At 42.7% G+C, this 25,677-nt stretch carries 20 protein-coding genes; 5 read left to right on the top strand and 15 right to left on the bottom strand.

Going from position 1 to position 25,677, the window contains the following annotated elements; all coding sequences use genetic code 11:
* The first annotated feature begins 215 nt into the window (after window positions 1–215).
* The 4 genes from N774_RS18600 to N774_RS0116455 all read left to right on the top strand — a co-directional run bounded on the left by N774_RS18600 (window position 216) and on the right by N774_RS0116455 (window position 6,181).
* Window positions 216–650 (top strand): hypothetical protein, encoded by a 435-nt coding sequence (locus N774_RS18600; protein WP_024862276.1) that lies wholly within the window; start codon window positions 216–218, stop codon window positions 648–650.
* A gap of 240 nt (window positions 651–890) precedes the next feature.
* Entirely contained in the window at window positions 891–2,282 is a 1,392-nt protein-coding gene (locus tag N774_RS0116465) for a sensor domain-containing diguanylate cyclase (RefSeq protein WP_024862275.1), read from the top strand.
* A gap of 481 nt (window positions 2,283–2,763) precedes the next feature.
* Complete coding sequence (locus N774_RS0116460) at window positions 2,764–5,016, top strand: HD domain-containing phosphohydrolase (RefSeq protein WP_242836704.1); 2,253 nt, start codon at window positions 2,764–2,766, stop codon at window positions 5,014–5,016.
* 139 nt (window positions 5,017–5,155) lie between these two features.
* A complete protein-coding gene (locus N774_RS0116455; protein ID WP_080770574.1) occupies window positions 5,156–6,181 on the top strand; it encodes a GGDEF domain-containing protein in 1,026 nt (341 codons plus the stop codon).
* A gap of 135 nt (window positions 6,182–6,316) precedes the next feature.
* Here the strand turns inward: N774_RS0116455 and N774_RS0116450 are convergent, their stop codons facing one another.
* From N774_RS0116450 to N774_RS0116390, 13 genes are all read right to left on the bottom strand, one after another.
* Window positions 6,317–8,728 carry a dockerin type I repeat-containing protein gene (locus N774_RS0116450; protein ID WP_024862272.1) on the bottom strand — a complete coding sequence of 804 codons (2,412 nt, stop codon included), beginning with the start codon at window positions 8,726–8,728 and terminating at the stop codon, window positions 6,317–6,319.
* Between the two features lie 203 nt (window positions 8,729–8,931).
* Window positions 8,932–10,473: a polysaccharide biosynthesis tyrosine autokinase gene (locus N774_RS0116445; protein ID WP_024862271.1), complete on the bottom strand. Its 1,542-nt coding sequence runs from the start codon at window positions 10,471–10,473 to the stop codon at window positions 8,932–8,934.
* 38 nt (window positions 10,474–10,511) lie between these two features.
* Window positions 10,512–11,630: a DegT/DnrJ/EryC1/StrS family aminotransferase gene (locus N774_RS0116440; protein ID WP_024862270.1), complete on the bottom strand. Its 1,119-nt coding sequence runs from the start codon at window positions 11,628–11,630 to the stop codon at window positions 10,512–10,514.
* Window positions 11,623–12,150: a GNAT family N-acetyltransferase gene (locus N774_RS0116435; RefSeq protein ID WP_024862269.1), complete on the bottom strand. Its 528-nt coding sequence runs from the start codon at window positions 12,148–12,150 to the stop codon at window positions 11,623–11,625. Before N774_RS0116435 ends, N774_RS0116440 begins: the two co-directional genes overlap by 8 nt.
* Window positions 12,143–13,087: a hypothetical protein gene (locus N774_RS0116430; protein ID WP_024862268.1), complete on the bottom strand. Its 945-nt coding sequence runs from the start codon at window positions 13,085–13,087 to the stop codon at window positions 12,143–12,145. The genes N774_RS0116435 and N774_RS0116430 overlap by 8 nt, the downstream gene beginning before the upstream one ends.
* A 12-nt stretch (window positions 13,088–13,099) precedes the next feature.
* Complete coding sequence (locus tag N774_RS0116425; RefSeq protein WP_024862267.1) at window positions 13,100–14,317, bottom strand: ATP-grasp domain-containing protein; 1,218 nt, start codon at window positions 14,315–14,317, stop codon at window positions 13,100–13,102.
* Window positions 14,314–15,765, bottom strand: coding sequence for a lipopolysaccharide biosynthesis protein (locus tag N774_RS0116420; protein ID WP_037281294.1), 1,452 nt, complete (start codon window positions 15,763–15,765; stop codon window positions 14,314–14,316). The genes N774_RS0116425 and N774_RS0116420 overlap by 4 nt, the downstream gene beginning before the upstream one ends.
* Complete coding sequence (locus N774_RS0116415) at window positions 15,762–16,685, bottom strand: glycosyltransferase (RefSeq protein ID WP_278245182.1); 924 nt, start codon at window positions 16,683–16,685, stop codon at window positions 15,762–15,764. Before N774_RS0116415 ends, N774_RS0116420 begins: the two co-directional genes overlap by 4 nt.
* Window positions 16,686–16,692: 7 nt before the next feature.
* Window positions 16,693–17,850 (bottom strand): O-antigen ligase family protein, encoded by a 1,158-nt coding sequence (locus tag N774_RS0116410; protein ID WP_155250462.1) that lies wholly within the window; start codon window positions 17,848–17,850, stop codon window positions 16,693–16,695.
* 12 nt (window positions 17,851–17,862) lie between these two features.
* Window positions 17,863–18,987, bottom strand: a complete 1,125-nt coding sequence (locus N774_RS0116405) for a glycosyltransferase family 4 protein (RefSeq protein WP_037281292.1) — start codon at window positions 18,985–18,987, stop codon at window positions 17,863–17,865.
* A gap of 1 nt (window position 18,988) precedes the next feature.
* Complete coding sequence (locus N774_RS0116400; RefSeq protein WP_024862262.1) at window positions 18,989–19,594, bottom strand: GNAT family N-acetyltransferase; 606 nt, start codon at window positions 19,592–19,594, stop codon at window positions 18,989–18,991.
* 10 nt (window positions 19,595–19,604) lie between these two features.
* The gene (locus tag N774_RS0116395) at window positions 19,605–20,267 is read right to left on the bottom strand and encodes a sugar transferase (RefSeq protein ID WP_196231584.1); all 663 of its coding nucleotides are present in this window, start codon (window positions 20,265–20,267) and stop codon (window positions 19,605–19,607) included.
* Between the two features lie 32 nt (window positions 20,268–20,299).
* Window positions 20,300–21,502: a DegT/DnrJ/EryC1/StrS family aminotransferase gene (locus tag N774_RS0116390; RefSeq protein WP_024862260.1), complete on the bottom strand. Its 1,203-nt coding sequence runs from the start codon at window positions 21,500–21,502 to the stop codon at window positions 20,300–20,302.
* 870 nt (window positions 21,503–22,372) lie between these two features.
* Between N774_RS0116390 and N774_RS0116385 the strand changes: the two genes are divergently transcribed.
* Window positions 22,373–22,711 (top strand): hypothetical protein, encoded by a 339-nt coding sequence (locus N774_RS0116385; RefSeq protein ID WP_024862259.1) that lies wholly within the window; start codon window positions 22,373–22,375, stop codon window positions 22,709–22,711.
* Window positions 22,712–22,769: 58 nt separating this feature from the next.
* Here the strand turns inward: N774_RS0116385 and N774_RS18595 are convergent, their stop codons facing one another.
* Both N774_RS18595 and N774_RS19905 read right to left on the bottom strand, forming a co-directional pair.
* A complete protein-coding gene (locus N774_RS18595; RefSeq protein ID WP_024862258.1) occupies window positions 22,770–23,177 on the bottom strand; it encodes a VanZ family protein in 408 nt (135 codons plus the stop codon).
* Between the two features lie 199 nt (window positions 23,178–23,376).
* Complete coding sequence (locus N774_RS19905) at window positions 23,377–25,455, bottom strand: dockerin type I domain-containing protein (protein ID WP_024862257.1); 2,079 nt, start codon at window positions 25,453–25,455, stop codon at window positions 23,377–23,379.
* Between the last annotated feature and the right edge of the window lie 222 nt (window positions 25,456–25,677).

Raw genomic sequence — 25,677 nt, 5'->3', positions numbered from 1 at the left:
ATACGGATTAGATGGCACCGCAGAGAGTCATCTTACCGAACAGGGCAATATAAACGGCGATATGAACGGTGACGGTATTACTGTAGGTGATGCTCAGGCTATACAGAAAATGCTGTTAGGGCTGGGTATAGAATGAGAACAAAGGAGTATCGAGCCTGATCTCATCAAATGATACATACCAAGCTACATCCGAGAGCTTGACGGAGTAATATAACATGAAGAAAAGTAGGATAGAACAGTTACTGAAAAAAGAATATATAGTCGTGGATCTTCTGCCTCAGCAAGTTCCTGCTGAAAGCAATGGGCAGTTCTTCGCTGTTGAGAATTTATTTCTTCAAGGGACTCGTAAATCAGAACTGCGAAGAAAGTTCTCGAATATCATACTGAAGCTTTACTGCTACTATGGGATAGAGGTTTTCAATATCTCAACGGGTGAGACCCTCACAAATCCTGAACCTGAGCTGCTTGATGAATGGATCATATCAAATAAGTATGAGCTGCAGATCTTCATAGAAGGATCTATGGTTATGATCACAATGGACGATACGCACATCACTTTATATGATCCAAGTGATAATTTGACTGAAATGACTCGGGATTTGGCAGAATCTGAAGGGTTATTTATCTGGAAGCCATATCAGAGCAAATAAAATCCTCATCACCAAGCCGAGTCAAATATTACCTGCTTTGTATGATCACACTCAGCTCCAAAAGTGAAAGAAAAAAGCTGCAGAACTTAAAGCAAAGCTGTATCTGACAAGGCAGTAAAACATATCAGCTTGATAAGAATAAGCAGACAAATTTGGTAATATCCCCAATTGACTTTTAACTCGCAAAATGATATAATATGCAATATAGACAAAAAATATTTTGTGTAAGGAGGACTGAATATGGATTTTAGCAAGCTTATCAATGGATACAGTGCAAAGACCTGTGTAATGTCCGTAGAAAGATTTCCTGACGGTACCTACGGCAATATACGCATAGCCGCAGGCAACATGGCTCACTGTGCGGACATGATGAATACTATGCATCGTCCTTTCATACCTGATTCGCCCTATGAGGAGTACTTCCCTGAAAATAAGAACTTCGAGGACTTCTGTTACCGCAGCGCTTTTATGGGACAGCTCCTTCATTCATATGTCAGACTTCCGCAAATGGGATTGTGGCTGAATATGTTCCTGCTGCCCCTTGAATCGGATGAGCCAAACAAGGGCTACTGCATATACTCATATGATGTAACGCCCAATGTTGATCTGGAGCAGAGAGCAAGTCTGTCTGCCGATACATCTTCGGCTGTGATAAAGACATGTATCAAGCTTCGCGGCGCAGATGACCTGCATAATACATTCAATGAAGTTATAGAGGATATACGTAAGATATGTGATTCTGACCATTGCTGCATACTTCTGTTCAATAAGGAAGAGCGCAGCTGTGAAAATTTCTGTGAAGCAATAAAGTACGGCTGCGGAATGCTTCCTATGGATCGTTATCTTGATGAAGAATTCTTTGAGATCGTACAGACATGTGATGACACTCTGGGTGACAGTACCTGCATTATAATAAAGGATCAGCAGGATATGGATTGGCTCAGATCAATAAATCCTGTATGGCATGATTTACTTGTAAATACAGGTATAAAGAGCATCGTACTCTTCCCGCTTAGATATAACGGCAGAACTATCGGATATATCTGGTCTTTGAACTTTAATATTGAAAATACGGTAAAAATAAAAGAAACGCTGGAGCTGACCACATTCTTCCTTGCTTCGGAGATAGCAAACTATCAGCTTATGAAGAAGCTTGAGATGCTGAGCTCGGTGGATATGCTGACGGGAGTAAATAACCGCAACACCATGAATAATAATGTCGATGAGATAGTTGAGGGCAAAAGGAAAATGAAATTTCCTTACTCAGTGGTATTTGCCGATCTTAACGGACTCAAGCGTGTGAACGATGAAGAAGGTCATATTGCAGGTGATCAGCTGCTGAAAAATGCGGCGGCTATACTTCGGGGAGTTTTCTATGACGGTGAAGTGTACCGTGCAGGCGGTGATGAATTCATGGTACTGGCTGACGGACTTGACGAAACAGAAATTGAAGCAAGAGTAAAACAGCTCATTGATCAGGCTGCCAATACAAGAAACGTGCATTTTGCCGTAGGTACGTGTGCTGTCAATAAAGGTGATGATATCCGCAGCGCAATGCACATTGCCGATGAGCGTATGTACGCCGATAAGAATGCATACTATGAGCAGCATCCCGAGCGCAAATACAGATAATACAGACATAAAGCCCGATCATTCGGGCTTTTTTCTTTTGTTTTTCACTATTCCTACCTTGGTAACAGATAATGGGACACACAAGTTATAGTTTGTTATTACGCAGCCAAAATTTAAGCCTCAGTCCCCTCTCTCCTGCGGCTATTCCCGTTCCTATTCGTTTATCTCAAAGGAAATTAATAAAAAATTAAAAATTGATTATGTTTTCAATATTGCTATTATAGCAATTATGTGTTATAATATACATATATAAAATAAATATGCAAAAACATTTTGGCATAAATATCTAATTTTCTACAATCTGTTTAATAATAAAAGGGGAAATATTATGCAGGCTGTTATTGATTTTTTGAAAGCATATCAATTGAATATAATGTTCACGTTAATATGTATATGCGGTATGCTGGCGATTTTTGTTCTTATCACAAAAACGCTGAGACCGTCACGTAAATATATATTGCTGTCATTGGAGCTTTCGGCTATGTTGCTGCTCCTTTTTGACCGAAAGGCATATAATTTCCGCGGTGATACAAGTGATCTGGGATTCTGGATGGTCAGGATAAGCAATTTTATGGTATTTACACTGACTCTTGCTATAATCTTTTTCTTCACTTTATATCTTACGGATCTTTTGGTACATGAGGGCGGTTATGAAAAAACACCATTCAGGTTAAAGCTTTCGTATATCCTTTGCGGACTGGCACTGATAATGCTCATAATATCTCAGTTCACAGGTCTCTATTATACCTTCGATGAGATGAACTGCTACAAGCGTACAAACTGGTTTGCAGTATGCTATTTGTTTCCGCTGATAATACTGGTACTTGACATGTCGGTGATCCTCGAAAACATAAAGCGAGTTGGTAAACTCATGCGTGCTTCGCTGCTGCTGTTTACGATCGTACCGATGATTGCTTCCATTTTACAGATATTTACATACGGAGTATCACTGACGAATATCACGCTCGTCGGACTTGTTGTGCTTCTTTATATCTTTTCTCTGCTTGACACCAACAAAATGATCGAGCGCACCAATAAGCTGGAACTGGATATCGCACATCAGGAGCAGAAAAATATGCACAAGCTGTTTGAACAGACTGCAACTGCTCTTGCAAACGCCATAGACGCTAAGGACAAATACACTCACGGTCATTCACGGAGAGTTGCAAAATATTCGGTAAAAATTGCAAGAAGTGCAGGCATGAAGGAAAAGGAATGCGAAGAGATATACTTTGCTGCACTTCTGCACGATGTTGGAAAAATAGGCATAAAGGACAGTATCATCAACAAGGAGGGCAAGCTCACTGATGAGGAGTACGGCGCAATAAAAACTCACCCTGTCATCGGAATGCAGATACTTTCAAGTATCAGCCAGTCACCTTATCTTAGCATCGGCGCTCACTATCATCATGAACGTTATGACGGTCACGGCTATCCCGCAGGTCTCAAGGGAGAGGATATCCCCGATATTGCACGCATTATTGCTGTTGCAGATGCTTATGATGCTATGACTTCAAAGCGAAGCTACCGTGATCCTATCCCACAGCAGCTCGTTCGTGAGGAGTTCGTAAAGGGTCTGGGAACGCAGTTCGATCCCAATTACGGAAAAATAATGCTTCATCTTATCGACCTTGACTCTGAATATATGATGAGGGAAAGTGAGGACGCCTCTGAGGGCGAGGCAATAGGAACACTGCTCTGCGGACCATACCGCACCACACGCTCGGACGGTATACTGCTCAACAATGGCATTGTCCATATCCACCTGACCTGTCAGATGACTGATGAACGCAATGAGGAAAACATACCAAGCTTTGTTCTGTTCGATTCACTGGACGGAAGAATGCATGACAGCGAACGCAAGCGCAGAGATCTCTTATATCACGAATACGCTACTATACACGCTGACGGTATTGTTGAGAAGGCAGGAGTCAGGAATATACGTACAAAGACCAACGAGACCGCAGGTGCGGCAGCAGAAAAAAAGACAATGCTCCGAGGCGAAAAGGTGGATTTCGATATAGAGGCTATGCGGTATAAGGATCATGCACTGGTAAGGATATCGAATCGCTTCCGCTTTCATGAGGTGATCATAGCTCTGCCTGACAGTACAAGATTCTGCTATTTAGCTCTTACGGGTAAAGACTGTATCATCGATGATGTTGAGGTATCAAAGACAGGCGAGACCATCGGTAACGGTTATATTCCCCGTATTGCCGAGGAGATAACCTATATTGATTCACCGCAGGGAGATATCCCCAATGTACAGGTGGACGGCTGGCGCTCGGAATCATCTGAGGGCGTAGAGCTTACCGACGGAATGCGCATCTCATTCCATTCTATGAGCCTGCCGACAGCAAGACTGGTATGGCATTGTCCCTTTGCTGTGATCTATACCTCCTCCGACGGACAGGTAAACGGCAAGGATTACCGTGAGCTTACGGTAGTCCGTCTTGACGGTGAAGGCTGGGAGGAAGATGACCTTGCAGATAACCATGTGCTGGTAAACAAGCTTGACAGCTTCACTAACTGGAACGACTTCAAGGCACAAAACAAGGCAGGTCAGGACTGCGAGCTGTTGTTCCGCTTAAATAAAGGACAGATAGATATTTCCACGGAGTTCTGCGGACTTTCAATACACTCTGTTACCAACGTGACCGATGCTGTACCAAAGCTGTATGCAGCTCTTACAGGCGATCAATGTGCAATCACCAATATTCGCATCAAAAGATAATTCCAAAGGACAACACTTATCACATTAACGGTGATATATTTGCTGTTCTGACAGATAAAGACAATAATGGGAGGTGGTTAAACTGACAATCCTCGGTTATTTGCAGGAGCATTGGGCTATATTGGTTTTACTGCTTGGTATGGGGATAGTTTTGTATTCAGATGTTCATCTGGAACAGAAAATGATCCGACGTATCGCCATAGCAAATGTTCTGATGTTTTTGTATTCCATTTCCTGCTATGCAGAAACATACCTCGGGAACCAGACTGAATACACACTGCTCAGACCGATACTGAGCGCTTTCAATTACAGTCTGATAACCTTTATACTTGTAACGGTCATAATGATAATGTTTCCTAATCAAAAGAGGTATCTTTTCTTCCCTGCTGTAATGAATACTGTTCTGTGCTTTATTTCTGTCCCGACGAAAATAGTGTTTTTCATCTCGGAAGATAATCATTTTTTCCGCGGAACACTCGGTTATCTTCCATATTTTATCAACGCTCTGTATCTGCTTTATTTCATAATCAGCTTGTTCAGAAACAGCAGATCACAAAAAGAAGAATTCCGTTTGATACTGTATATTTCGCTAACTTCTATCATGTGCCTGATACTACCGTTATTTGCAAGCGACTCAACATCGCACTGGTTCAATATGACAATTGCGGTAAATGTTATGCTCTACTATGTGTTCCTGCTCCAGAAATCCACAAAGCACGATCCCCTTACGAATCTTCTGAACCGTCAAAGCTATTATACCGACGCTGAAAGATATTCAAATGACATTACAGCAGTCGTCGCAATGGATATGAACGGCTTAAAAGAAATCAACGACCGTGAAGGGCATATAGCAGGAGATACTGCACTTCAGGTACTTGCAGACTGCTTCTGGAAAGCCGCACACCACGGACAGCGTGTTTATCGTATCGGCGGCGATGAGTATATGATCTTATGCATCGATACTACGGAAGACGAAGTCCTATCATTGATAGAACGCATCCGACAGGAATTAGCCAAAACTCCTTATACCTGTTCTATCGGTTATGCCATGAAAACCGAAGACAGTACGATCGATAAGCTCTACCAGCTTGCCGATGCAATGTTATATAAGGATAAGAAACAGTTTTATGAAAGGACGGGTAAGGACAGACGAAAAAGAAAGTAACGTAAGCGGTATACCCGAGCGGTGGATCGCCGCAAGCTTCTGCGCTGATGCTTGCAGACTCGATTACGGCACTGTCATTGATCATGTACAGTTAAATGTCATAAATAAAGCTCCGCGCAGGCGGAGCTTTATTATTTATTCAACTGCGAGAAATTCAACTAATTTAAGGTCAATGTTCTTTTCTTTGAGGAAGCTTTCCAGCTGAGTGCGTATATTTGCGGAATCAGCGTATTTCACAAGAACAGTCTTGTTTTTCAGGTCTGCTTCTTCATCGGTAGGGTCAACGCTTGCATTGATATTGTTTTCAAGTATATAGCAGTACAGCAGGGCTCTTATCTTGTTGAGCTCCGTATCACTGTCTATTTTATATGGGATAGACTTTATTAGGCTGTTGTCAATGTTATTTTCTTTCAGAAACGCACCATAACGTACAGCATAGCTTGTGTCAGCGGTATTGACCTTTATAAATACATACTTATCCTTGAACTGCTCTGGCATTTTGCTCTTTGGGATAACAGTATAGTCTATCTTTTCTGCGGCAAAAAATTCGGACAGCTGCTTTCTGATATTATCAAGGGCAGAGATTTCGGGCTTTTCCGGTGACGCAGTAAAAACGAGCCTGTCGTTGTGTGTAATGTATATCTTGCCAAGCTCGACCTGCTTGTCGCCGTTTGTGCCCTTGACTGTTATCTCAGCCACAAATCCGTCGGTATAGCACGTATCGTCGGGATCCCAGAATATAGAGCCGCTTTCGCCGATCTCATATGTCTTGCCTGCATTCGTGACAGGTCCGCTGCCCTTTATCGTGTCCCATTCCACAAACTGACCGTCGTCTGCTTCCAGAGTGATAGCGTATTCGGGAGAAGCAAATTCAAGCAGTATGCCTATTCCCGACCAGTCGCTCATTACAGGATCGTAGTCAGTCTTTATGGTCAAGATATCGCTGAGTGCAGGCTGCTTTTCTTCAGCCTTTAAGTAGAAAACCTCACCGTCTTTTACCTTGAAGCCATAGAAATTATCCGAGCCTGCTCCTCTGTATACAAGGGCGCTGCCGTTTATTTTCAGATAATTGACGTTATCGGAAGTATTCTCTGCCATATAAACATATTCATCTTCTATTTCCCATGTTCCGCTGCCTAAATAGCTGCTGAGAATACCGGGGGAATAAATATATGTACCGTCTTCATTGAAGGTTATCTCAAAATCGCTTCCGAAGCCCTCTTTTTCGTATACAAATGTCTTGCCTGCTATAACAGATCTGTCAATATCGCTTATGTGCAGCAGCTTTCTCTGGATAGCCTGAGCATCGCCAACAGTCAGACCATTGCCGTCCATGTCGGCGTTTTTCATGCCCTGTTCAGTGAGGTGCTTCACGTCTGTACCGTTCAAGCCGTACTTATTGGGATTTGCCAGAGCCTGCATAACAAGCACAACGTCCGACATATCCACATAGCGGTCGAAGTTGGCGTCGCCCTTTATGATGATATATGTTGCTGTAATAAAATCTATAAATGCCGAAACATCTTCTGTTCTGACGTCACAGTCTTTGAAGCTGTAATACCCTAAAAGGATAAAATCAGGCTTACCGTCAGGGGGACCGCCGACTTTAAGGTGAAAGCCGTTTCCGAGATCGTACTCCCAGCATTGGATACATGTGCTTGCGTCATTAGCCTTGTATGGCTCGAAGTCCGACCAGCCAAGGGCATCACCCTTTTTGGAAAGCTCCACAACGTCATCAAGAGTCATTTCCTTTGTGGCTATGGGAGCGTCCGAAACTACCGTAACATTTACAACTGTGCCGATACGGGCAGGGTTAGTGTCAATGAAGCCGACACCTAAAGAAGAAATCTCAAGCTTCATGCCCACAGTCGGCTTAATATCATTGTTCAGCTGATTTATGCCCATTACAAATTCGTCGTAGCCTTTCAGAGCTTCATATTCCTTATCAGGCTTTACCAGCAGGGTCGTATCACTTACGCTCAGGACTATGACCGTAAATTTATATAATTCGGGAAGTTCTGTAGTTCTGGTGGTGACAGCTGTGGTCTTTGTTGCTGCGGCAGTAGTGGTCACAGTAGTTGCCTTTGTCGTAGTTGCAGCAGTTGTGGCCACAGTGGTCGCCTTTGTCGTAGTTGCAGCAGTTGTTGTGACAATATCGCTTTTCGCATATTTGTCTATAAACGCCTTGACATCGCCTGTTTTGACATCGACGTAAGTCTCCGTATCGGAATAGCACAGCCATACTGCATCGGGCCGGAAATTCGGCTCACCTCCGACGATCAGGAAAAGCTCATTGCCAAAATCCACCTTGCAGAATCTGGAAAATGCCGCAGAACTCCGCCAATTAATGTCAAATCCGTCAAAATCGGACCAGTCCACTTTCTTGCCCTTTTTCGAGAGCTCCACAACATCATTGAGAGTCATAGCCCTTGTTGTCTGTTCGGATACGGCGGTGCTTTCAGCAGCAGCTCCGCCCATAACGCCAACATGCACAGCACTTGCAAAGCACATTGCCGCAAGCACAGCTGCCATTATTTTCTTTTTCATAATATCAGCTCCTTTTTACTGAGATCTATACCGACTATACCGAATGTGAGATGTGTATCACGCTATTTATATAATCAGTATAGCAGATGAATGTGAAAAAATCAATATCCTTTCCGAAAAAAGACCTGTCTGTCCGTTCAGGTACGTATGACCGTAAAAAAACAGCGATACACCAACTTTTTGATGTATCGCTGTCTGCTGTTTTATTTTTTCGCTTTATTATTGCCTGTGCTTCTGTTTTTGCTGCTGGCCGAGTTGTTTTTGCTTATCTTCTGAGCGTCTGTCATTTTCTTGAGTGGAGCAATGCTTCTGTTGGAAGCTGTTACCTTGTTGTACTTCTTATTTGACTTAACATCATTGATAATGAATCCAAGCATATTAGCTTCAAAGAATTCTATCCTGCTCATAGCCGAATCGATATCAGAAGACGATGTCTCGTTGTATCTTACGACCATTATCATGCCTGATACCTTCTTAGCTATCTCAACAGCATCTGTAAAGAAGTTTACAGCAGGTGTATCGATGATGATATAAGTGTACTTTTCCTCAAGCTTTTCGATTATCTTATCCATATTCTCAGACGCTACCAGCTCTGACGGATTAGCTACCGCATCACCTGCGGAGATAATATCAAGCTTTTCCATAAATGTCTTCTTTATGCATTTGTCCAGATCGGAAATATCTGTAAGAGCGTTTGAAAGTCCCTTTTTCTCGCTGATGCGGAATATCTCATGCTGAACAGGATATCTCAGGTCTGCATCGATAAGGAGGACCTTATTGCCGCCCTGTGCAAGAGTGATAGCGATGTTGGCAGCAGTAATGGATTTTCCCTCAAAGGGCTCTGCTGATGAAACAGAGATGACCTTGTTTTCATATGATGAAAGAGAATAGATTATACTTGTACGGATCGCCTTGTAGTTTTCAACTACTGTAAACGGTACATACTTATTGAACAGACTTACAAATCTGCTCTTTCTGTCGCCGCTCTTGAACTTGCTCTTGAAGTGTCCTACTTCACCGATGACAGCTGTATCGTATCTGTTGCTGAGTGTATTAACGTTTCTTACAGAATCGTCAAAGAAGTCAATAAGGAATATGATAAGCAGTGAAAGGAGTATTCCTGCAACGATACCGAGAGCGGTATTCTTTACCTTGTTGGGTGATACAGGATCATCATTGTACTTTGCCCATGTCATGTACTTTGCTATACAGTCGCTTCCGATCGCCTTCTGGAGATACTGGTCGGAATAGACCGCAAAGTAGTTGCATATAGCTACAGATACCTCGGGGTCCTTTGTTATGACCTTCAGCTTCAGAACAAGTGTATCAGGTACACTTTCAATAAATATAGAGCTGCGGAGCTCGTCTGCATCGATATTATTGTCCTTATCAAGAACGAAAACATTCTTCATTATGGGCTCACCGAATCTTTTCACAAGCTCGCTGCCGATATCATGCATTACGAGATCGTCATTGAGTACCTCGATATATGTATTGGTGAGCTGTTTAAGATTATTGACATCGTTCTTGTTATCGCTTTTGTCGTTTCCTTTATTGCTTAGAGCAGCACTGCTCTGTACATACAGATTAAGATGTGCCTCATATCTTGGTGTAATGATATACTTTGATACGCAGAAAGCAATTATGCCGCCGCACAGTGCGAATAAGATTATGAGCCATAATCTCCTGAAAATAAGAGAAAAAATCTCCTTAAAATTAATTACGTTTCTTTCATCATTCCTCATCGGTTTCAGCCTTTCTCAAATTTATTATGGACGTTGGGTCATTTTTTTCTCAATGCAAGGATTATATCGCAGATCTTGTCAACGATCTCTTCACTGAGATCCGCATAAAGCGGAAGTGTCAGCACACGCTTGCTTACATGGAGCGCCACAGGGGTCTCGCTTACATCATACCTGCCGTGGAAGCATTCAAAGGTATTTGATATAGGGTAGAAATACTTTCTTGCATTTATGTTGTTATCAGCAAGCGCCATGAACACGTCATTTCTTGTTGCGCCGAAGAGCTTTTCGTTGAATACCACAGGGAAATAACCGTAATTTGGCTTTACGTCCTTCTGCGGCTTACAGAGTACTATACCGCTTACATTTTCAAGACGGCTTCTGTAATGCTCTGTGACTATTCGTCTTTTTTCGATCTCGTCATCGATATGTCTCAGATTGCATATGCCCATGGCAGCCTGAAATTCATTCATCTTGGCATTTCCGCCTACATATGCAACGTCCTCGGGACCGTGTATCCCGAAATTCTTCATATCGTACAGCTTCTGCACAAGGCTGTCGTCACTGTAGCAGAGGGCACCGCCCTCTATTGTATTGAATACCTTTGTAGCATGGAAGCTGAACATAGAAGCATTTCCGAAGTGGGCAACGCTTTCGCCATTATAAGTCACGCCAAAAGCATGAGCTGCGTCATATATTACCTTTAAGCCGTATTTATCAGCTATCTTCTGTATCTTTTCCACGTCGCACACATTTCCGTATACATGAACGGGAACTATGGCGCAGGTTTTGTCTGTGATAAGTCTTTCGATCTTATCGGCATCTATGGTGAAATCCTCATCATTGATGTCGCAGAAAACAGGATTGAGCCCGTTTCTTACGATAGCATGAGTGGTCGAAGCAAATGTATACGGTGTGGTTATTACCTCGCCGTGCTTCGGAAGATTCATGGCGGCGATGATATTTTCAAGAGCCAGATGTCCGTTGGTATAAAGAGTAACATGAGGAACATCGAACCTCTTCTCAAGCTCCTCCTGCAGCTGCTTGTGCTTATCGCCCATATTTGTGAGCCAGTGGGTGTCCCACATATCCTTTATCTCATTGCAGTATTCCTCAAAATCAGGCATAGAGGATCTGGTAACTAAGATCTCCTCATTCATTTCCTTTCACCTCCATATACTCTTCTCTAAGGATAGAATACATACAAACATCGGAGTATTCCCCGTTTTTGAATACGCTCCCGCGCTTGACGCCCTCTTTTTTAAAGCCGCATTTTTCATACAGCTTTGCAGCTGTCTCATTTGCTGCAAGACATTCAAGCTCTATCCTGTGAAGATTAAGATCATCGAATGAATGACGTATCATTTCCCTGACCGCAAAGGTGCCTGCACCCTTGCCACGCCTTGCAGTGTCACCGATCATTAAATGTAGCTCGGCACACTGATTCAGCTGATCTATATTTGTCAGACTGACAAGTCCGTATAATTCATCATTTTCATCTACAATGGAGCATCTTACATTTCTCGAACGCGAACTCATATAATTCTCAAACCATTCCTCATCAACTCTGAGGTTAATATATCTGTAAGGTGCACCGAGGTGACTTATCAGCTCGGGGTCGTTTCTCCATGAATTTATCTCAGCAATATCCCTGCTTTCCAGTTCGCGGAGTCTAAACATTTTTTATCACCTCGATCACATATTTAATCTCATCATATGAATACCTCTGATCACACGGCAGCGGAAGTATGTTTTCAGCCAGATCGTACTCAGCATCGTTTTCAGTGCATTTATCAAACACATTCGGCCAGAGTGTAGGGATATATATCTTCATATCCTTCAGTATTGCTCTTGCCTCATTGCCGTTTTCGGTATAAAATGGATACATGAACGCTCCTCTCGGTACGATCAGACGGAGCTTGTTCACAGAAGCCAGCTCTTCATTATAATGTGTGAAGTTTTCTGTTCTTCTGTTCTCTATAAAATCATAGTCGATACTGCGTAGAAGATTCTCCGTCAGCCTTGACATTCTTTTGATCGGCTCATTAAAGAACAGATCATTGTTTGCAGCATATTCGCAGTAAAACTCCGAGGCTGTTCTCTCAAATCTTCCCACAAGGAAATTTATCCTGCTGAATGATTCGTCCACAGGAAGCTCCCTGTCAAGTCTCGTATCGGTGTAAAGCACTGCTCCGTCGGGGACTCCGAAGAACTTGCGGCAGGTATAAACAGTATCTATTCCTGCAACAGGTCTTTGGAAATAAGCCTGTGCATTGTCAAGTATTATCCTGCCGTATTTTTTCTTCAGCGACTTGATATATTCATCTGTGAGCTGTCCGTAGTAATTCACCACATACAGCCACTCATCGTCCTCAAGAACGATATCCTCCATTTTCAGTTCCCTGTCTATGGAGTAATACCTTACCTCCACACCGTAGTCACCGAGCACCTTATCATCAGAATCGCACATCATTTTCGGGAAACATACTTTTTTGATATTTTCGGTCTCGATAAGATATGCGAAAGCATTTCTTCCGCAGTTCAGCTTTATACCGTCGTCATACAGCATTTTGGAGCGGAATGTTTCAAATTCAATGTATCCGCCGATCTCTTTCATAATTACAAATTATCAGTCTTCGTAATCAAGAAGCACCCATTCCTCGGAACGGCTCATTACTTCGGCAATCTCCTCACGGGTATCAAATCTCATGAATACGTCGCCAAGTGTCATGTTTGCGCCCGTAAAAGGCTTTACTATATCACCGGGCTTAGCGATTATCATGGAATACTTTACGTACTTCTTCTCGATCGTCGGCTCTATTCGGAGCGATTTAAGCACACGGTCGCGTTCTGTATGCGAATGGATATCGAACTGTACCCAGTAACCGTCGCACTTGCCCTCCTCGATCTTTGTAAGAGGAAGTCCTACAGCCATTCTTATCTCATTCCCGATAAGGTCTGCATTCTCACCGTAAGCCATATGCTGTATCTCAGCCATTCGGCAGCCGCCTCCGCGGGGTGATACCTCCATGATGTAGGGCTTGCCGTCTGCACCGATGCAGCCTTCGATATTGTATATGCCTGTTTTCATATTCAGAGCATACATAAGTCTCTGAAGTTCTTCGTGGAGCGCCTTGTCATCTTCTTTATCCATTGATGTGGGCCAGATAAGCATTGCGGGAGTATAGGGATTGGAAGAATTCTTGTCAAAAAGCTGATCCTCCAGGGCACCGAATACGATCTTTCCGTCAATGGTAAAGAAGTCGCCGCCCGAATGGGAGCCCTTGAATGTGAGAAAGTCCTCTATGATGAACCGTCCGTTATGACCTGCGTCCAGAGCGATCTCGATAGCCTCGGAAAGCTTTGCGGGATCATCAACTCTTGTAACGCCCTTGCTTCCTGCCGAGTCAACAGGCTTTACGATAACAGGCCAGTTAAAGAAGTCAATATCATCAAACGGAGCCTTCTTATCGTCATAGCTCTTTGCGTGAGGACAGTTGAAGCCGTTATCGGTAAGGAATTTACGGAAGAGTCCCTTGTCCTGAAGTATCCTTACAGACTCATAGGGTCCCTGAAAAGGAAGTCCCATTTTCTCAGCTGTATAAGCAGCAGATACAACTCCCGGGTCGCAGGCAAAAGAGATGATGCCGTCTATTTTATGCTTCCTTGCAGCTTCAAGAACAGCCTCTTTATCAATAACGCTTACGTTGCAGTATTCATCGGAATACTTATGCGCAATATTATCGGGAAGATAATCGCAGGTAATTACATAGCAGCCAAGCTCATGTGCTTTTTCTATGACGGGAACTATAAAAGACGATCCGCCCAGTATCATAAGTTTTTTCATATATTTTTACCCTTCTTTCGGTTTAAGAGACTTTTTACAATATCCAGAAGATATTCAAAGCTGTCAATATGCATGAGTTTTGAACAGATGATATATATTATAACACCTAAGGGCACCTGAATGGCCAGCATAAGTATATAATGCATATCTATAAGGTTTATAAGATATATGATGCCGCCCATTATTGCTGATGCGATCATCTGCGGTATCATATCCGCAACCTGCTCCGGATAGCTGTAGCCCAGCAGCTTTTTATTCGGCCATGCGTTTATGACCTGACTTATGATCGACGCCGCGAGCACACCGTATACTATAGCCTTGACGGATATGAACATCGTTGCAAGTATGGAAGCGAAATCCACGAATTTCTTTATTATTTCGAGCTTGAGGTAAATATCGCTTCTTCCGATAGCCTTTATGGCGTTGAGATTTGCCGTATGTATGGGCATGAATGCATAGGAAATACAGAGTATCCTGAGGTAAGGAACTACAGGCAGCCATTCCTTGGTCAGAACGATCCTGACAACAGGTGCTGCACATACCATGATCCCCACCATGAACGGCATCAGTATGTATGTACCCAGCTTTATTGCGCGCCTTGTCATGTTTTTAACATTCTCACGCGAATCCTGAACGCTTGACATAGACGGCAGCAGTACACTGTCTATTGACGAATTGAGTATACTCGTTATGAACTGCGGGAAGTACTCACCGTAGGTATAAAAAGCGAGGTCGTCCTCCGAGTATTTCTTTCCTATTATAAGTCCTCTCAGCTTGAGGTATATCACTTCCATCATTGAAGAGGCAAACAGCTTCCAGCCAAAGGAATACAACACCTTTAAACGCTGAAACGAAAAGCATTTTTTAGGACGCCATTTAACTGTCAGCCAGAGTATCAGCGTATCTATGGTGATATTAACAAGGTTCTGAGCTGCGATAGCCCATAATCCCATGCCCATGACAGCCATTGCGATGCCCACAACAGCAGCTGTGACAGTGCCTGTCAATGTAGCAAAGAAGAATCTCTTGAACAGCATATTTCTGCTGACATATGCCTGCTGTACGTTCTTCATGCCCGAAACTATGAGCACAAGGCTCATTACTCTTATAACAGGGATAAGCTCGGGCTTGGAGTAGAAACGAGCTATCAGCGGTGCACTGAAAAACATGAGCAGATAGGCTGCTCCGCACACCACGCAGTTGAAGTAAAAGACAGTGGAAAAATCAAGATCGTCCGCATCCTTCTTCTGTATGAGGGCATTTCCAAGTCCGCTTTCGATGAACACCTGCAATATCTCGATAAATATGAGTATCAGGCTTATCGTTCCCCAGTGCTTCGGCGCTATCAGCTTCGCAAGGACCATCTGTACAGTGAACTGTACCATCTTTGCTCCGAAGCGTTCACCGAGACGCCAGATAAGATTCTTTACTACTGTATCTCTTTTCATCTGCACCGAACCGCCTGAACTTTATCGCAGACTCCCCTGACAGCTTTATGGGTCAGGGTCCTGCATAATGCAGCAAAACGCCGCGGTGATTTCAGGAGTGCGGAATAATTCTTTTCCATAGCCATTATTTTAGCTTCCTCACGGGCAATGGCTTTTTTGATAACGGGAGAATATCTGTTGTCAGTCTCTTTATCTATCAGCCTGAAGCCCTTGATGATATTCCTGTGCTGAGCTATCTTTTTACTGTGATCGGAATTCATTGAACAGGACCATGAACCGACTGAATTCATTCTGTACCTTGACATCACTCTCGGGATATAGTGGATATATCCGACAGAAGCAAGATACAGCGCCATGGGATAGTCGCCGATGCCCTCCATTTCAAAGGCAGGGTTCTTTATTTTCATCTTGTCGTACCGCCACATGAAAGAACTGAAATGGAAATACGAACCGGGCTCAGCCAGTGCCAGATCTTCAAAGGAATAGTCTCTTTCCCTGCGGCATACATTGATGTTCTTTTTCATCCGGTCGCCGTTTTCAAATATCTTCTCTGTGTTGTGGACACAAAGAGTACAGTCAGGGTGCTTTTCCATATACTCCACCTGGAGCTGAAGCTTGTTCTCATCAGTCCAGTAATCATCGCCCTCACAGGCAGCTACATATTTTCCTTCCACCTTCGGGAAAATATACTCATCCTCAACATCTATCCCCTTCTGATACCTGTTCTCATCCTGGAGAATGGTCTCAAAAATATCAGGGTACTTTTCGGCATACTCCTTGATTATATTGCGGGTATTATCTGTGGACGCATCATCGTGTACTATGACCTTGAATCTGAATGTCGTCTTTTGCCTGATAAAACCTTCCAAAGTAGATCTGATATATTTCTCATGGTTGTATGCGAGACAACATACCGTCACTAAACAATTATGCACTTTTTATCTCCTCAATCTCTATTTCGTCGGTGTATTCATAATCACTGTCGTCCTGACAGCAGATATTTGCAAGCAGTATTATCATCCAGAAAGACGCCTGTCTCTGATGTGCAAGAGTGAAAGCCTCAATGAATATTGCACAGTATACAGGTATCATATTAAGCTTGACGTGCCTTATATTGGAGTATATCCATGCAAGAAGTATGCAGAACGGGATAACTCCGTAATAATAGCACAGGGATATCCATGTTGAATGAAGCTCTATCTGGTATCCGTATCTCGGGAACTGGAAGCCCTCGCCGTATCCGAAAAGGAAATACTCGGGGTGCTCCTGAGCCACATTGAGTGCTCGGTCATCTATAAAGCTCTGGAGCGCTGATTTTTCACCGCCGAACTTGTCGGCGATACGGAAGTGATCCCAGTCGATATGTATCACATCAGAGAGTATCAGGATAACACCTGCTCCCACACCCAGTATGATAAGGAACAGCAGGGTATAGGATATACCGCCGTCGTCCATGGCTTTTTTCAGCATTATCAGGCAGTCGAGAGATATCAGTATACAAAGTGCCATGAGCATACCGCCTGATGACGTCTGTAAGATAAGAAATGCAGCTACAAGTACATACAGGTATTTCCATTTGTCTTGCAGCAGAAAGAGTATGGACAATGTGGATACTACCGCAAATCCCATCTGGTTAGGGTCGGTGTAGGTTCCCATGTATCTGTAATCCAAGTAGGCGCCCTTATGAAGCAGGAATACTGCCAGCTGTAACAGGAGGTTCATTTTGCAGACTATCGCCAGTCCCTTTTGGAATGTCCTGTCGTACATAAATTCCCTGAAGCACAGGATAACTATATAATTGAATACATAATAAAGACAGGATTTCAGGAAATCGCTGCCGCGGTATATGAAGAAATAAGTAAAATTGATGATCATCACGCAGATGAGAAATGCGCCGAATATGTAATCATCGTTTCTGAGTCCTTTTTTTCTTTCGTATACAAGAAATGCAAAGGACAGCAGCAGGAAGAAGTCGCCCAGCTGCAAAGTACCGCTACCAAAAAGATAAAACGGCTTTAATAGAAAATATATCAGAAAGCTTATCGCCGACAAGCCAAATGATACATTGTTATCCGTTCTGGTCATAACAACAATCCCTTATAAAACATCCTTATATATCTTTTCCCACTCAGCAATGACTATGCCGAGATCATATTTTTTTACAGACTGAACATTGACTGCTCCCATAGCCTTTCTGTCCGATGAAAGGCATGCCCTGATGCCGTCTGCAAACTCTGCTGACGAAGAGGGAGAGCAAAGATGTCCGCCGCCTTTCTGTATGAGGTCGGTGTTGCCTCTTATATCTGAAACTACACAGGGCAGTCCGCAAGCCATAGCTTCCATGAGGGAACGTGACAGTCCCTCTCTGAATGAAGGCATTACAAATATATCGCAGGCTGATAAAAGCTCCTTGATATCGTTCCTGTATCCGAGGAAGTGGAGATTCTCAGTCAGTCCGTGTTCGGCAGCAAAGCTTTTTATAGCTTCCTGCTCAGGACCCACTCCGCACAGGAAATATTGCAGGGACTTATTCTTTATCTCAGCCATAGCCTGTACTATGGTGATATTGTTCTTGTTTTTGTTGAGCTCGCCCACTGAGATAACAGCAACATCGTCGCTGCCGAGCCCCAGCTCTGCACGCTTTTTATCCCTCTGCTCAGCTATGCCGTCGTATACCGAAAGGTCAATGCCAACGCCGTGAACATAGCGGAGCCTGCCGCCCTTTTTCAGCTTGAAAGCCTTAGCAGCTTCAAGGTCCTCATTATTTATAGTAACAAGAACATCGGTATACTTTGCAAAGTGCTTTTCTATAGGATAGAAAAGTGCGCGGTTTATGAAAGGCGCTCCCTTGTAAAAATGGAAGCCGTGTGCCTGATATATCACCTTTTTCACGCCGCATTTTTTTGCGGCTAATCTTCCGATTATGCCGCCGATAGGTGTATTACAGTGTATCAGGTCGAATTTTTCCTGCTCCACGATCGCCTTTATCTGACGATAAGCCTTGCAGTTGCGCGGATCATATGGAGCACGAATAAAATCGACCTGATAGATCTTTATACCGTATTTTTTTTCGTCTGCTTTTCTTGCTGCGTCATTGGGATAATTCCAGTTTCCTGCTATGGAAAACTCTATGCCAAGATTCTGTGCAGCGACCATTGCGGAATATGAGAAGTTATTCACTTTTTCCGCAACGTTGAGAATGTATAGCATTTTCACTGACATATCAGCCCCCGAATCTGTACTCGTTCATCTTTCTCCCCTCGGCAGAATAATAGCTTCCTGCCAGCTTGAAGCCATTCTTTACATAAAACCTGTTTACAGGATCATTGTTTACGGCATCTGTCTCAAGATTGATGTATGCGTACTTCTCAAAGTCAACCATGCCTTTAAGGTGGTCTATGAGCTTTGAGCCTATGCCCTTCTTGCCCATTTTGGGTTCAACGCATATGGATGCAAGTTCAACATACTTTTCGTTCTTGACTACAGAATCGCTTTTCTTGAAAGCTCCCAGAAGTCTCTTTATAAATGAAGGGTGTCTTATAGCAGCTCCCGCGGAGCATAATGCAAACTTCAAAAGATGATGCTTTATCAGTCCCTTGTAGAAATTCGGATAATCATAGGAATAAGCGATAAAGCCTGCAAGTCTGCCGTTATCCTCGGCAACTATTATACCCGACCTTTCATCCTCGAGATACCCTTTATACAGAGCATCAAGGAAGCCCACACCAAGCTGTGTAAGGAAAAAATCAGGAAAAGCACGGGTGTGGAGCCGTGACAGCTTCCTTATGCTTGCCTGCTCTGAAGCAGTCATATTTCTGATGGTGACCATATTAAACTCCTCAATCGTATTCTTTTCCCAATACAGCAAGAACTGTTCTGACCATGGTCAGAAGCTCACGGAAAAATGAAAAACGCTCGATGGAATTAAGATTCCATACCATTTTTCCCGGAAGCACCTGCTCTATGTAGGTATCATCAACATCCTCGGAAGCGCTTAAAAGCTTGTACTCGTCCTTATACCTGATAGAAGCCTCACTGGTGATGCCTGCGGGCATAAGCAGTGTGGCAAAGAATTCGGGACGGTATCTTTTCACGTACTTTGACGCTTCGGGACGTGTGCCGACAAAGCTCATAGTTCCCTGAAGCACATCTATGAGCTGAGGCAGTTCATCAAGTCTTAATCCGCGCAGCAAAGAACCGACGCGGGTGATCCTGCTGTCATTGCTGACAGTAACGGCAGATCCGACCCGATCGGCATTCTGTACCATAGTGCGGAATTTATGTATACGGAACCGCTTTCCGTATGTAGTTACTCTTTCCTGGCGGTAAAGCACAGGGCCTTTTGAATCAAGCTTTATCATCACTGCTATCACTATCATGGGGACAGCAGCGATCATAAGGAGCACCGACGCAGTAACGATGTCAAATGCTCTCTTTACAGCAAGATGTCTGCGCTTTTTCCATAATATCTCCCAATACGGTCTTACCTCTTCCGTTTTCATAAATGAAGGGAGATCTTCCCAGCGGCGCAGTATCAAAGGTAATCCTTTACTATATCGATGTAGTTGCTTACTACATAATTTTCCATTTCACCGGTAAGACAGGTGTGAAGCGGAAGTGTTATCTCGTTTTCAAAATGAGCATAAGCATTTGGGAAATCAGCAATGTCGAATCCGAGATTCTTGTATGCCGTATGCATGGGAAGAGGCTTGTAGTGAACGTTTGTAGCAATTCCCTGCTCTGCCATACGTGTGATGATCTCGTTTCTTTCCTCTAAAGTGATATTGGGAACTCTTGTTATGTAGAGGTGTCCCGAAGACGAATGCTCGTTTGTGTAATGCGGGAGAGTCTCTATGCCATACTCGTGAAGAGCCTCATCATAATAATTGATTATCTGATGTCTGAATTCAAGCATACGCGGGTATCTCTCAAGCTGCTTGAGTCCGATAGCAGCAGCCACATCTGTCATGTTACACTTATACCATGTTCCCACAACATCATACTCCCATGCACCGAGCTGTGTCTTTGCAAGAGCGTCCTTGCTCTGACCGTGGAGGCTGAAGAGCTGGAGCTGATGGTATATCTCCTCGTCCGAGATTCCATTGATAGGACGCCATGTAAGAGCGCCGCCCTCAGCGGTTGTGAGATTTTTAACAGCATGGAAGCTGAAGCTTGAGAAGTCGGCTATATTGCCCACGTTCATGTTGCGCCACTTTGCTCCGAAAGCATGAGCTGTATCAGCGTTTATGCTGATGCGTCCGATAGCTTCCTGGATCTTGTTCTTGGGTCTGAAAAGAGACTTTTTGTTTTCTACTATCTGAAAAAGTCTTGCATAATTACAAGGAACACCGCCCAGATCAACAGGTATGATGACCTTAGTGTTTTCCGTGATAGCCTTTTCGACCTCGTCATAGTTGATCTCAAAGCTGTTGGGCATCGTATCTACAAGTACAAGCTTTGCACCAACGTGGCATACTACAGCAGCTGTTGCTGTGTATGTATAAGCAGTAGTGATGACCTCGTCGCCCTCGCCGATACCCAGCAGTCTCAGCGCCATTTCAGCGCAGGCAGTCTGTGAATTAAGGCAGCAAGCCTTATCCACACCGATCATCTTTGCAATGTTTGCCTCAAAGCGTTTGGTCATCGGTCCTGTTGTTATCCAGCCTGACTTCAGAGCCTCACAGACTTCATGTATTTCGAGGAACGAAATATCGGGTGGTGAAAATGAAACCTTCATAAAATATTCCCTCCAAAAAGTATTTAAAAATCCAGACAACGATTCTTCTTATGATCTAATCCCAAAGCGAAATGATAACCAAGAGTATAATATAGATAATTAGTTACGATTCGTATTTTTCGTGTTATTATATCATATTTATATAGGTCTGTCAATAGCTGAAACGACTATTTGTAATATTACCCAATTATTATATAAGATGTATAGTTCACAGTATTCAAATTGTTTAAACTGACAGTTTTCATATGACCAAATATTGCTTCTTTCTTACATAATGCCACCAATAATTGTGACAGTGTGAATAAGTCTTTGAATTTGCAATTATCCCCCATGTATTTTTATCAAATCACCGATAGCATGTATCATCTTTTAATTATCTCTCCATGATGCGTATATATATTTTTTATATGACCATTTGTGCTATTTTATCATCTTTTGACCGATCCCACACAGCGCATACAGCTTTCCGTTACATAAAACACATCTCTCAAAGCTCCCCTTGAAGACTGTTGACAGGTATTTTGAACAGCTCCGTAAACAGCGGTTTTATAATACAAAATATTATACAGCAATTTCTTTTTACGCTTTGTATATTTTAATGCTTCATCTCATTATTCAAATTATACAATCAGCGTATGGCTTTCTTGTGAAAAAGCCGATTTTTTATTAAAAAAGAATAGTTTTTATTGATTTTTCCGAATCTGAGTGGTATAATATCGATATAAAGTTCAAAAGCTATTCCATAAGCTAATTATTCCTAATTGTAATTTTTTATCGCTTTTTTACACCTTATTCTATTATATATCGCATTATATATTTTTATGATGGATAAATAGAAATTATCAATTTTTTCTTACTGAGGTGATATTTATGAATGATAATATGAAGGTTAGAGCTTTTCTTGCAGAGCTGCGCAAATTCCTGCCTGAAAAAACTATTTATTTAGCGCTTTCTTCTCTTCCCGATGACGTTTTTGACAATGAGGATTATCTCAATATCCCAAGTTTTGAAAGCGATGCGGAAGTTCAGGAGTTTATAAGGAATAATGGCTTTGAAGATCCCGAAAGGATCATCAACTTCTTTATGGAACAGTATTTTGACAATCTTGAAGAAATGCTTAGAGATGTGCTGGGCGATATCGACAAGCCTGACGAGACTGTTTCTTACGATAATTCCTACGAATTAGAATATATGAGTGTTTACGGCTGATAAAAAAACAGGCTTACTTTTGTGTGTTCCGCAAAAGTAAGCCTTTTTATTGTTTCCTTTAATTCTTGTTTTCCGAATATATCCGCCTTGCCAGTAGGCAGCCTATAAGTCCGCCGAGAAAAGCTCCCAGCGTATTATGGAACATATCGTCAAGCTCAAAATAACCGCGCGTAGTTATCAGCTGTGTGATCTCAATCGCCAAAGAGACAAAAAATCCTGTTAAAGCGACTTTTTTCACGCTGTCAGCCTTTCTGATACAGAGCGGCACAAGGATCCCCAAAGGAAAAAGCATTATCGTATTAGCTATAATATCAAAGAGCATATTTTCATTCCCCTTGATCAGCTCCGTTATTTCCCAGAATGGCGGCTTTATGTTGTGAGTATGAGTCGGCTTTCTGCTAAGAAGCGTTATGACCAGTACTAAGTACATATAAGGTATCGTGATAAGTCTCAGTAATATCAGCAATAATTTTTTTAAAATACCTATTCCTCCCGAAAAAAAGCATTATTTGCCGAGCAATATTGAATTAATTATACACTTTACAGCAGCTTTTGTCAAGCTTTTGAACTTTAGCTGAGTTATTTCTTCCCTGCTATATATATTATAATAATAAGGAGTTCGCCCGAATATGAGCGCACTCCTTATATTTTATATTTTTATTATATTATGCTTCCTGCTTCATAAAATCAGCCATCGTCATTATTTTTGCCGTAGCAGTGGAAACATATGCGTAATAAGCAAGGATACCCGATGCGTCCACGGCATTTATCAGACCGTCGTTGTTTACGTCAGCCGACTTCTCCTGCTTATCGCTGAATCCGCCGTCCTCCTTTGTTGACGTCTTTGCATAATATGTGAGGATAGCCGAAGCATCTATGGCATTTATTGACTTGTCGTTGTTTACGTCGCCAAGCGAATAATCCTCGGTGATCTCAGGCTTTACAGGTCTTGTCGTCGTTGTTGCAGTTACAGTAGTTACAGTAGTTGTTGTAGTTGATGTGGACGATGTTGTAGTAGTAGTCTGAGGATTCTCCGGGATATGGAACTCTGCGGTCTTTTTGTTAACTTCAAGCATGGTGTTTATCATCTCTGTAAACTCTTCACGGGTAGCCTTTCCGTGAGGATCTATAATGCGCTCCGACTTTGGTGCGCCCTCTTCGCCCTTTCCGTCAATGATATGCCATGTGCAAGCCCAGCATATAGCCTCCCAGTGGTCGAAGTCCACATCGAAATAATCAATAAAATCATCGCTTCTGCCGAAGTCGATCTCTCTCTCATAGTTCATAAATTCAGAGTATCTCATGAGCATGAGAGCAACATCTTCTCTTGTTACCCATTTGCCCACACCAAAGGTATCGGCAATTACATAAGGATAGCCAAGACAAAGGGCATTCTTCTCGCCCCATAGCAGCGCGTCCTCATACCACGAGCCCTTCTCCACATCGGTAAATCTTGACTTCAAGCCGCTGACAGAAGGCTTTCCTGCCATTTCGTACAGGGTCTGTACAGCTGCCTCACGGGTTATGAGCTGACTTGTATCTGTTATGGTCTCATCATCAGGATATTCCGACGGGAACGGCTGCTTCTGTGTTTTTTCAAGCTTTACTTTATTGTCATAGGCGATGAAGAATACGTTATCTCCGCCCGTTGAAGTTCTTCCGCCGAAGTCTATCTTCCATGAGTGGAATTTTCCATAGCCCCAGATATCTTCATCTTTTCCCTCATTATGAGTCTTTATAAGGAATGGATTGTAGCCGATATCAAGCTCTGTAAAATCATTGATAAACGCCTGTAAAAAGTGCAGATTCGGGTTGTGCGAAATATCGAGGCTCTTCAGCTGGTTCTGCAAACAGTCAAGATAAGCAAGCTTGGGATTGTTGGACACATCTAAGCTCTCCAGATAATTATAGGAGCAAATGAGCTTTGTGAGCTCGGGGTTATGGCTCACATCTACACTGGTCGCGTCGTTATGTGCACAGTTATAGTACTGAAGTCCCGGGCATTTGCTGACGTCGATACTTCCCAGCCCACGATTATCCCAGACGTCAAGGCGCTTCATCTTTGGACAGCAGGTAACATCAAGTGTAGTTAATTTGTTTCTGAAAGCGTCAAGATGCTGCAAATTAGGATTGTGACTCAGGTCAAGCTCTGTAATCTCACAGGATCCGCACATGAGATGCTCCAGTACAGGGTTGTGGCTTACATCAAGTTCCTTCAATGGGTTGGTGTTGCATTCGATAAATGCCATCTTCGGATTCTTAGACACATTCAGAGAAGTGAGCTGACAGTCATAACAATACACCCACTCAAGGGTCGGTATAACAGAAAAGTCCAGTGACTTGAACTTATTGCCCGAGCACCATATTCCTGTGATCTGCTGATTCTGACTGAGATCCCATGTCTCGATCTCATTGTCCATGCAGTAGATACCGCGCATTTCTTTAAGATATTCGATACCCTTCATAGACTTGATACCCTTGCCTATACACCATACATTTCTTGCCAGAATGATCTCGTCCGAATCAAGAATACCATTTTTGTCTCTGTCAAAATCACTTGAAACAACAGCTCTGAAATTAGGGTCAGGAAAAGTTGTGGCATTTATGCTCACAGACTCATATTTAAACGGAAACTGTAAAGCTTCAGCCTTTGTATCAGGCTTTAGTCCTCCGCTTGCAATAGTCATTATTGCCGCCATGCAGCCTGCAATGGTTTTGCATATCTTACTTCTTGTTTTATTCATTTTTCATTCTTCCCTTCCTATGCCGTTAATCGGCGTGTTTTTTGAATAACTCATACTTGATTTTTACATTTACAGTTTCATATAACGATAAAAGTATCCATTGATGTATTCATTATGCCTGCTTGTTCATTTATAACTGCCTTATCAAATTTATTATATTGAAAGGAATCTGTTTTTATCATATCACAAATAATGGAGTGTGTCAATCAGACTTCGGTCATA

The organism is Ruminococcus flavefaciens AE3010 (assembly GCF_000526795.1).
GTDB classification, from domain to species: domain Bacteria; phylum Bacillota; class Clostridia; order Oscillospirales; family Ruminococcaceae; genus Ruminococcus; species Ruminococcus flavefaciens_D.
This window is presented reverse-complemented; position numbering and strand designations above follow the sequence as displayed.

Excerpts from the sequence above, each read along its gene's own strand:
- N774_RS18600 (WP_024862276.1), top strand. The coding sequence starts at position 216 with ATGAAGAAAAGTAGGATAGAACAGTTACTGAAAAAAGAATATATAGTC.
- N774_RS0116465 (WP_024862275.1), top strand. The coding sequence starts at position 891 with ATGGATTTTAGCAAGCTTATCAATGGATACAGTGCAAAGACCTGTGTA.
- N774_RS0116460 (WP_242836704.1), top strand. The coding sequence starts at position 2,764 with ATGTTGCTGCTCCTTTTTGACCGAAAGGCATATAATTTCCGCGGTGAT.
- N774_RS0116455 (WP_080770574.1), top strand. The coding sequence starts at position 5,156 with ATGGGGATAGTTTTGTATTCAGATGTTCATCTGGAACAGAAAATGATC.
- N774_RS0116450 (WP_024862272.1), bottom strand. The coding sequence starts at position 8,728 with ATGAAAAAGAAAATAATGGCAGCTGTGCTTGCGGCAATGTGCTTTGCA.
- N774_RS0116445 (WP_024862271.1), bottom strand. The coding sequence starts at position 10,473 with ATGAGGAATGATGAAAGAAACGTAATTAATTTTAAGGAGATTTTTTCT.
- N774_RS0116440 (WP_024862270.1), bottom strand. The coding sequence starts at position 11,630 with ATGAATGAGGAGATCTTAGTTACCAGATCCTCTATGCCTGATTTTGAG.
- N774_RS0116435 (WP_024862269.1), bottom strand. The coding sequence starts at position 12,150 with ATGTTTAGACTCCGCGAACTGGAAAGCAGGGATATTGCTGAGATAAAT.
- N774_RS0116430 (WP_024862268.1), bottom strand. The coding sequence starts at position 13,087 with ATGAAAGAGATCGGCGGATACATTGAATTTGAAACATTCCGCTCCAAA.
- N774_RS0116425 (WP_024862267.1), bottom strand. The coding sequence starts at position 14,317 with ATGAAAAAACTTATGATACTGGGCGGATCGTCTTTTATAGTTCCCGTC.
- N774_RS0116420 (WP_037281294.1), bottom strand. The coding sequence starts at position 15,765 with ATGAAAAGAGATACAGTAGTAAAGAATCTTATCTGGCGTCTCGGTGAA.
- N774_RS0116410 (WP_155250462.1), bottom strand. The coding sequence starts at position 17,850 with ATGACCAGAACGGATAACAATGTATCATTTGGCTTGTCGGCGATAAGC.
- N774_RS0116405 (WP_037281292.1), bottom strand. The coding sequence starts at position 18,987 with ATGTCAGTGAAAATGCTATACATTCTCAACGTTGCGGAAAAAGTGAAT.
- N774_RS0116400 (WP_024862262.1), bottom strand. The coding sequence starts at position 19,594 with ATGGTCACCATCAGAAATATGACTGCTTCAGAGCAGGCAAGCATAAGG.
- N774_RS0116395 (WP_196231584.1), bottom strand. The coding sequence starts at position 20,267 with ATGAAAACGGAAGAGGTAAGACCGTATTGGGAGATATTATGGAAAAAG.
- N774_RS0116390 (WP_024862260.1), bottom strand. The coding sequence starts at position 21,502 with ATGAAGGTTTCATTTTCACCACCCGATATTTCGTTCCTCGAAATACAT.
- N774_RS0116385 (WP_024862259.1), top strand. The coding sequence starts at position 22,373 with ATGAATGATAATATGAAGGTTAGAGCTTTTCTTGCAGAGCTGCGCAAA.
- N774_RS19905 (WP_024862257.1), bottom strand. The coding sequence starts at position 25,455 with ATGAATAAAACAAGAAGTAAGATATGCAAAACCATTGCAGGCTGCATG.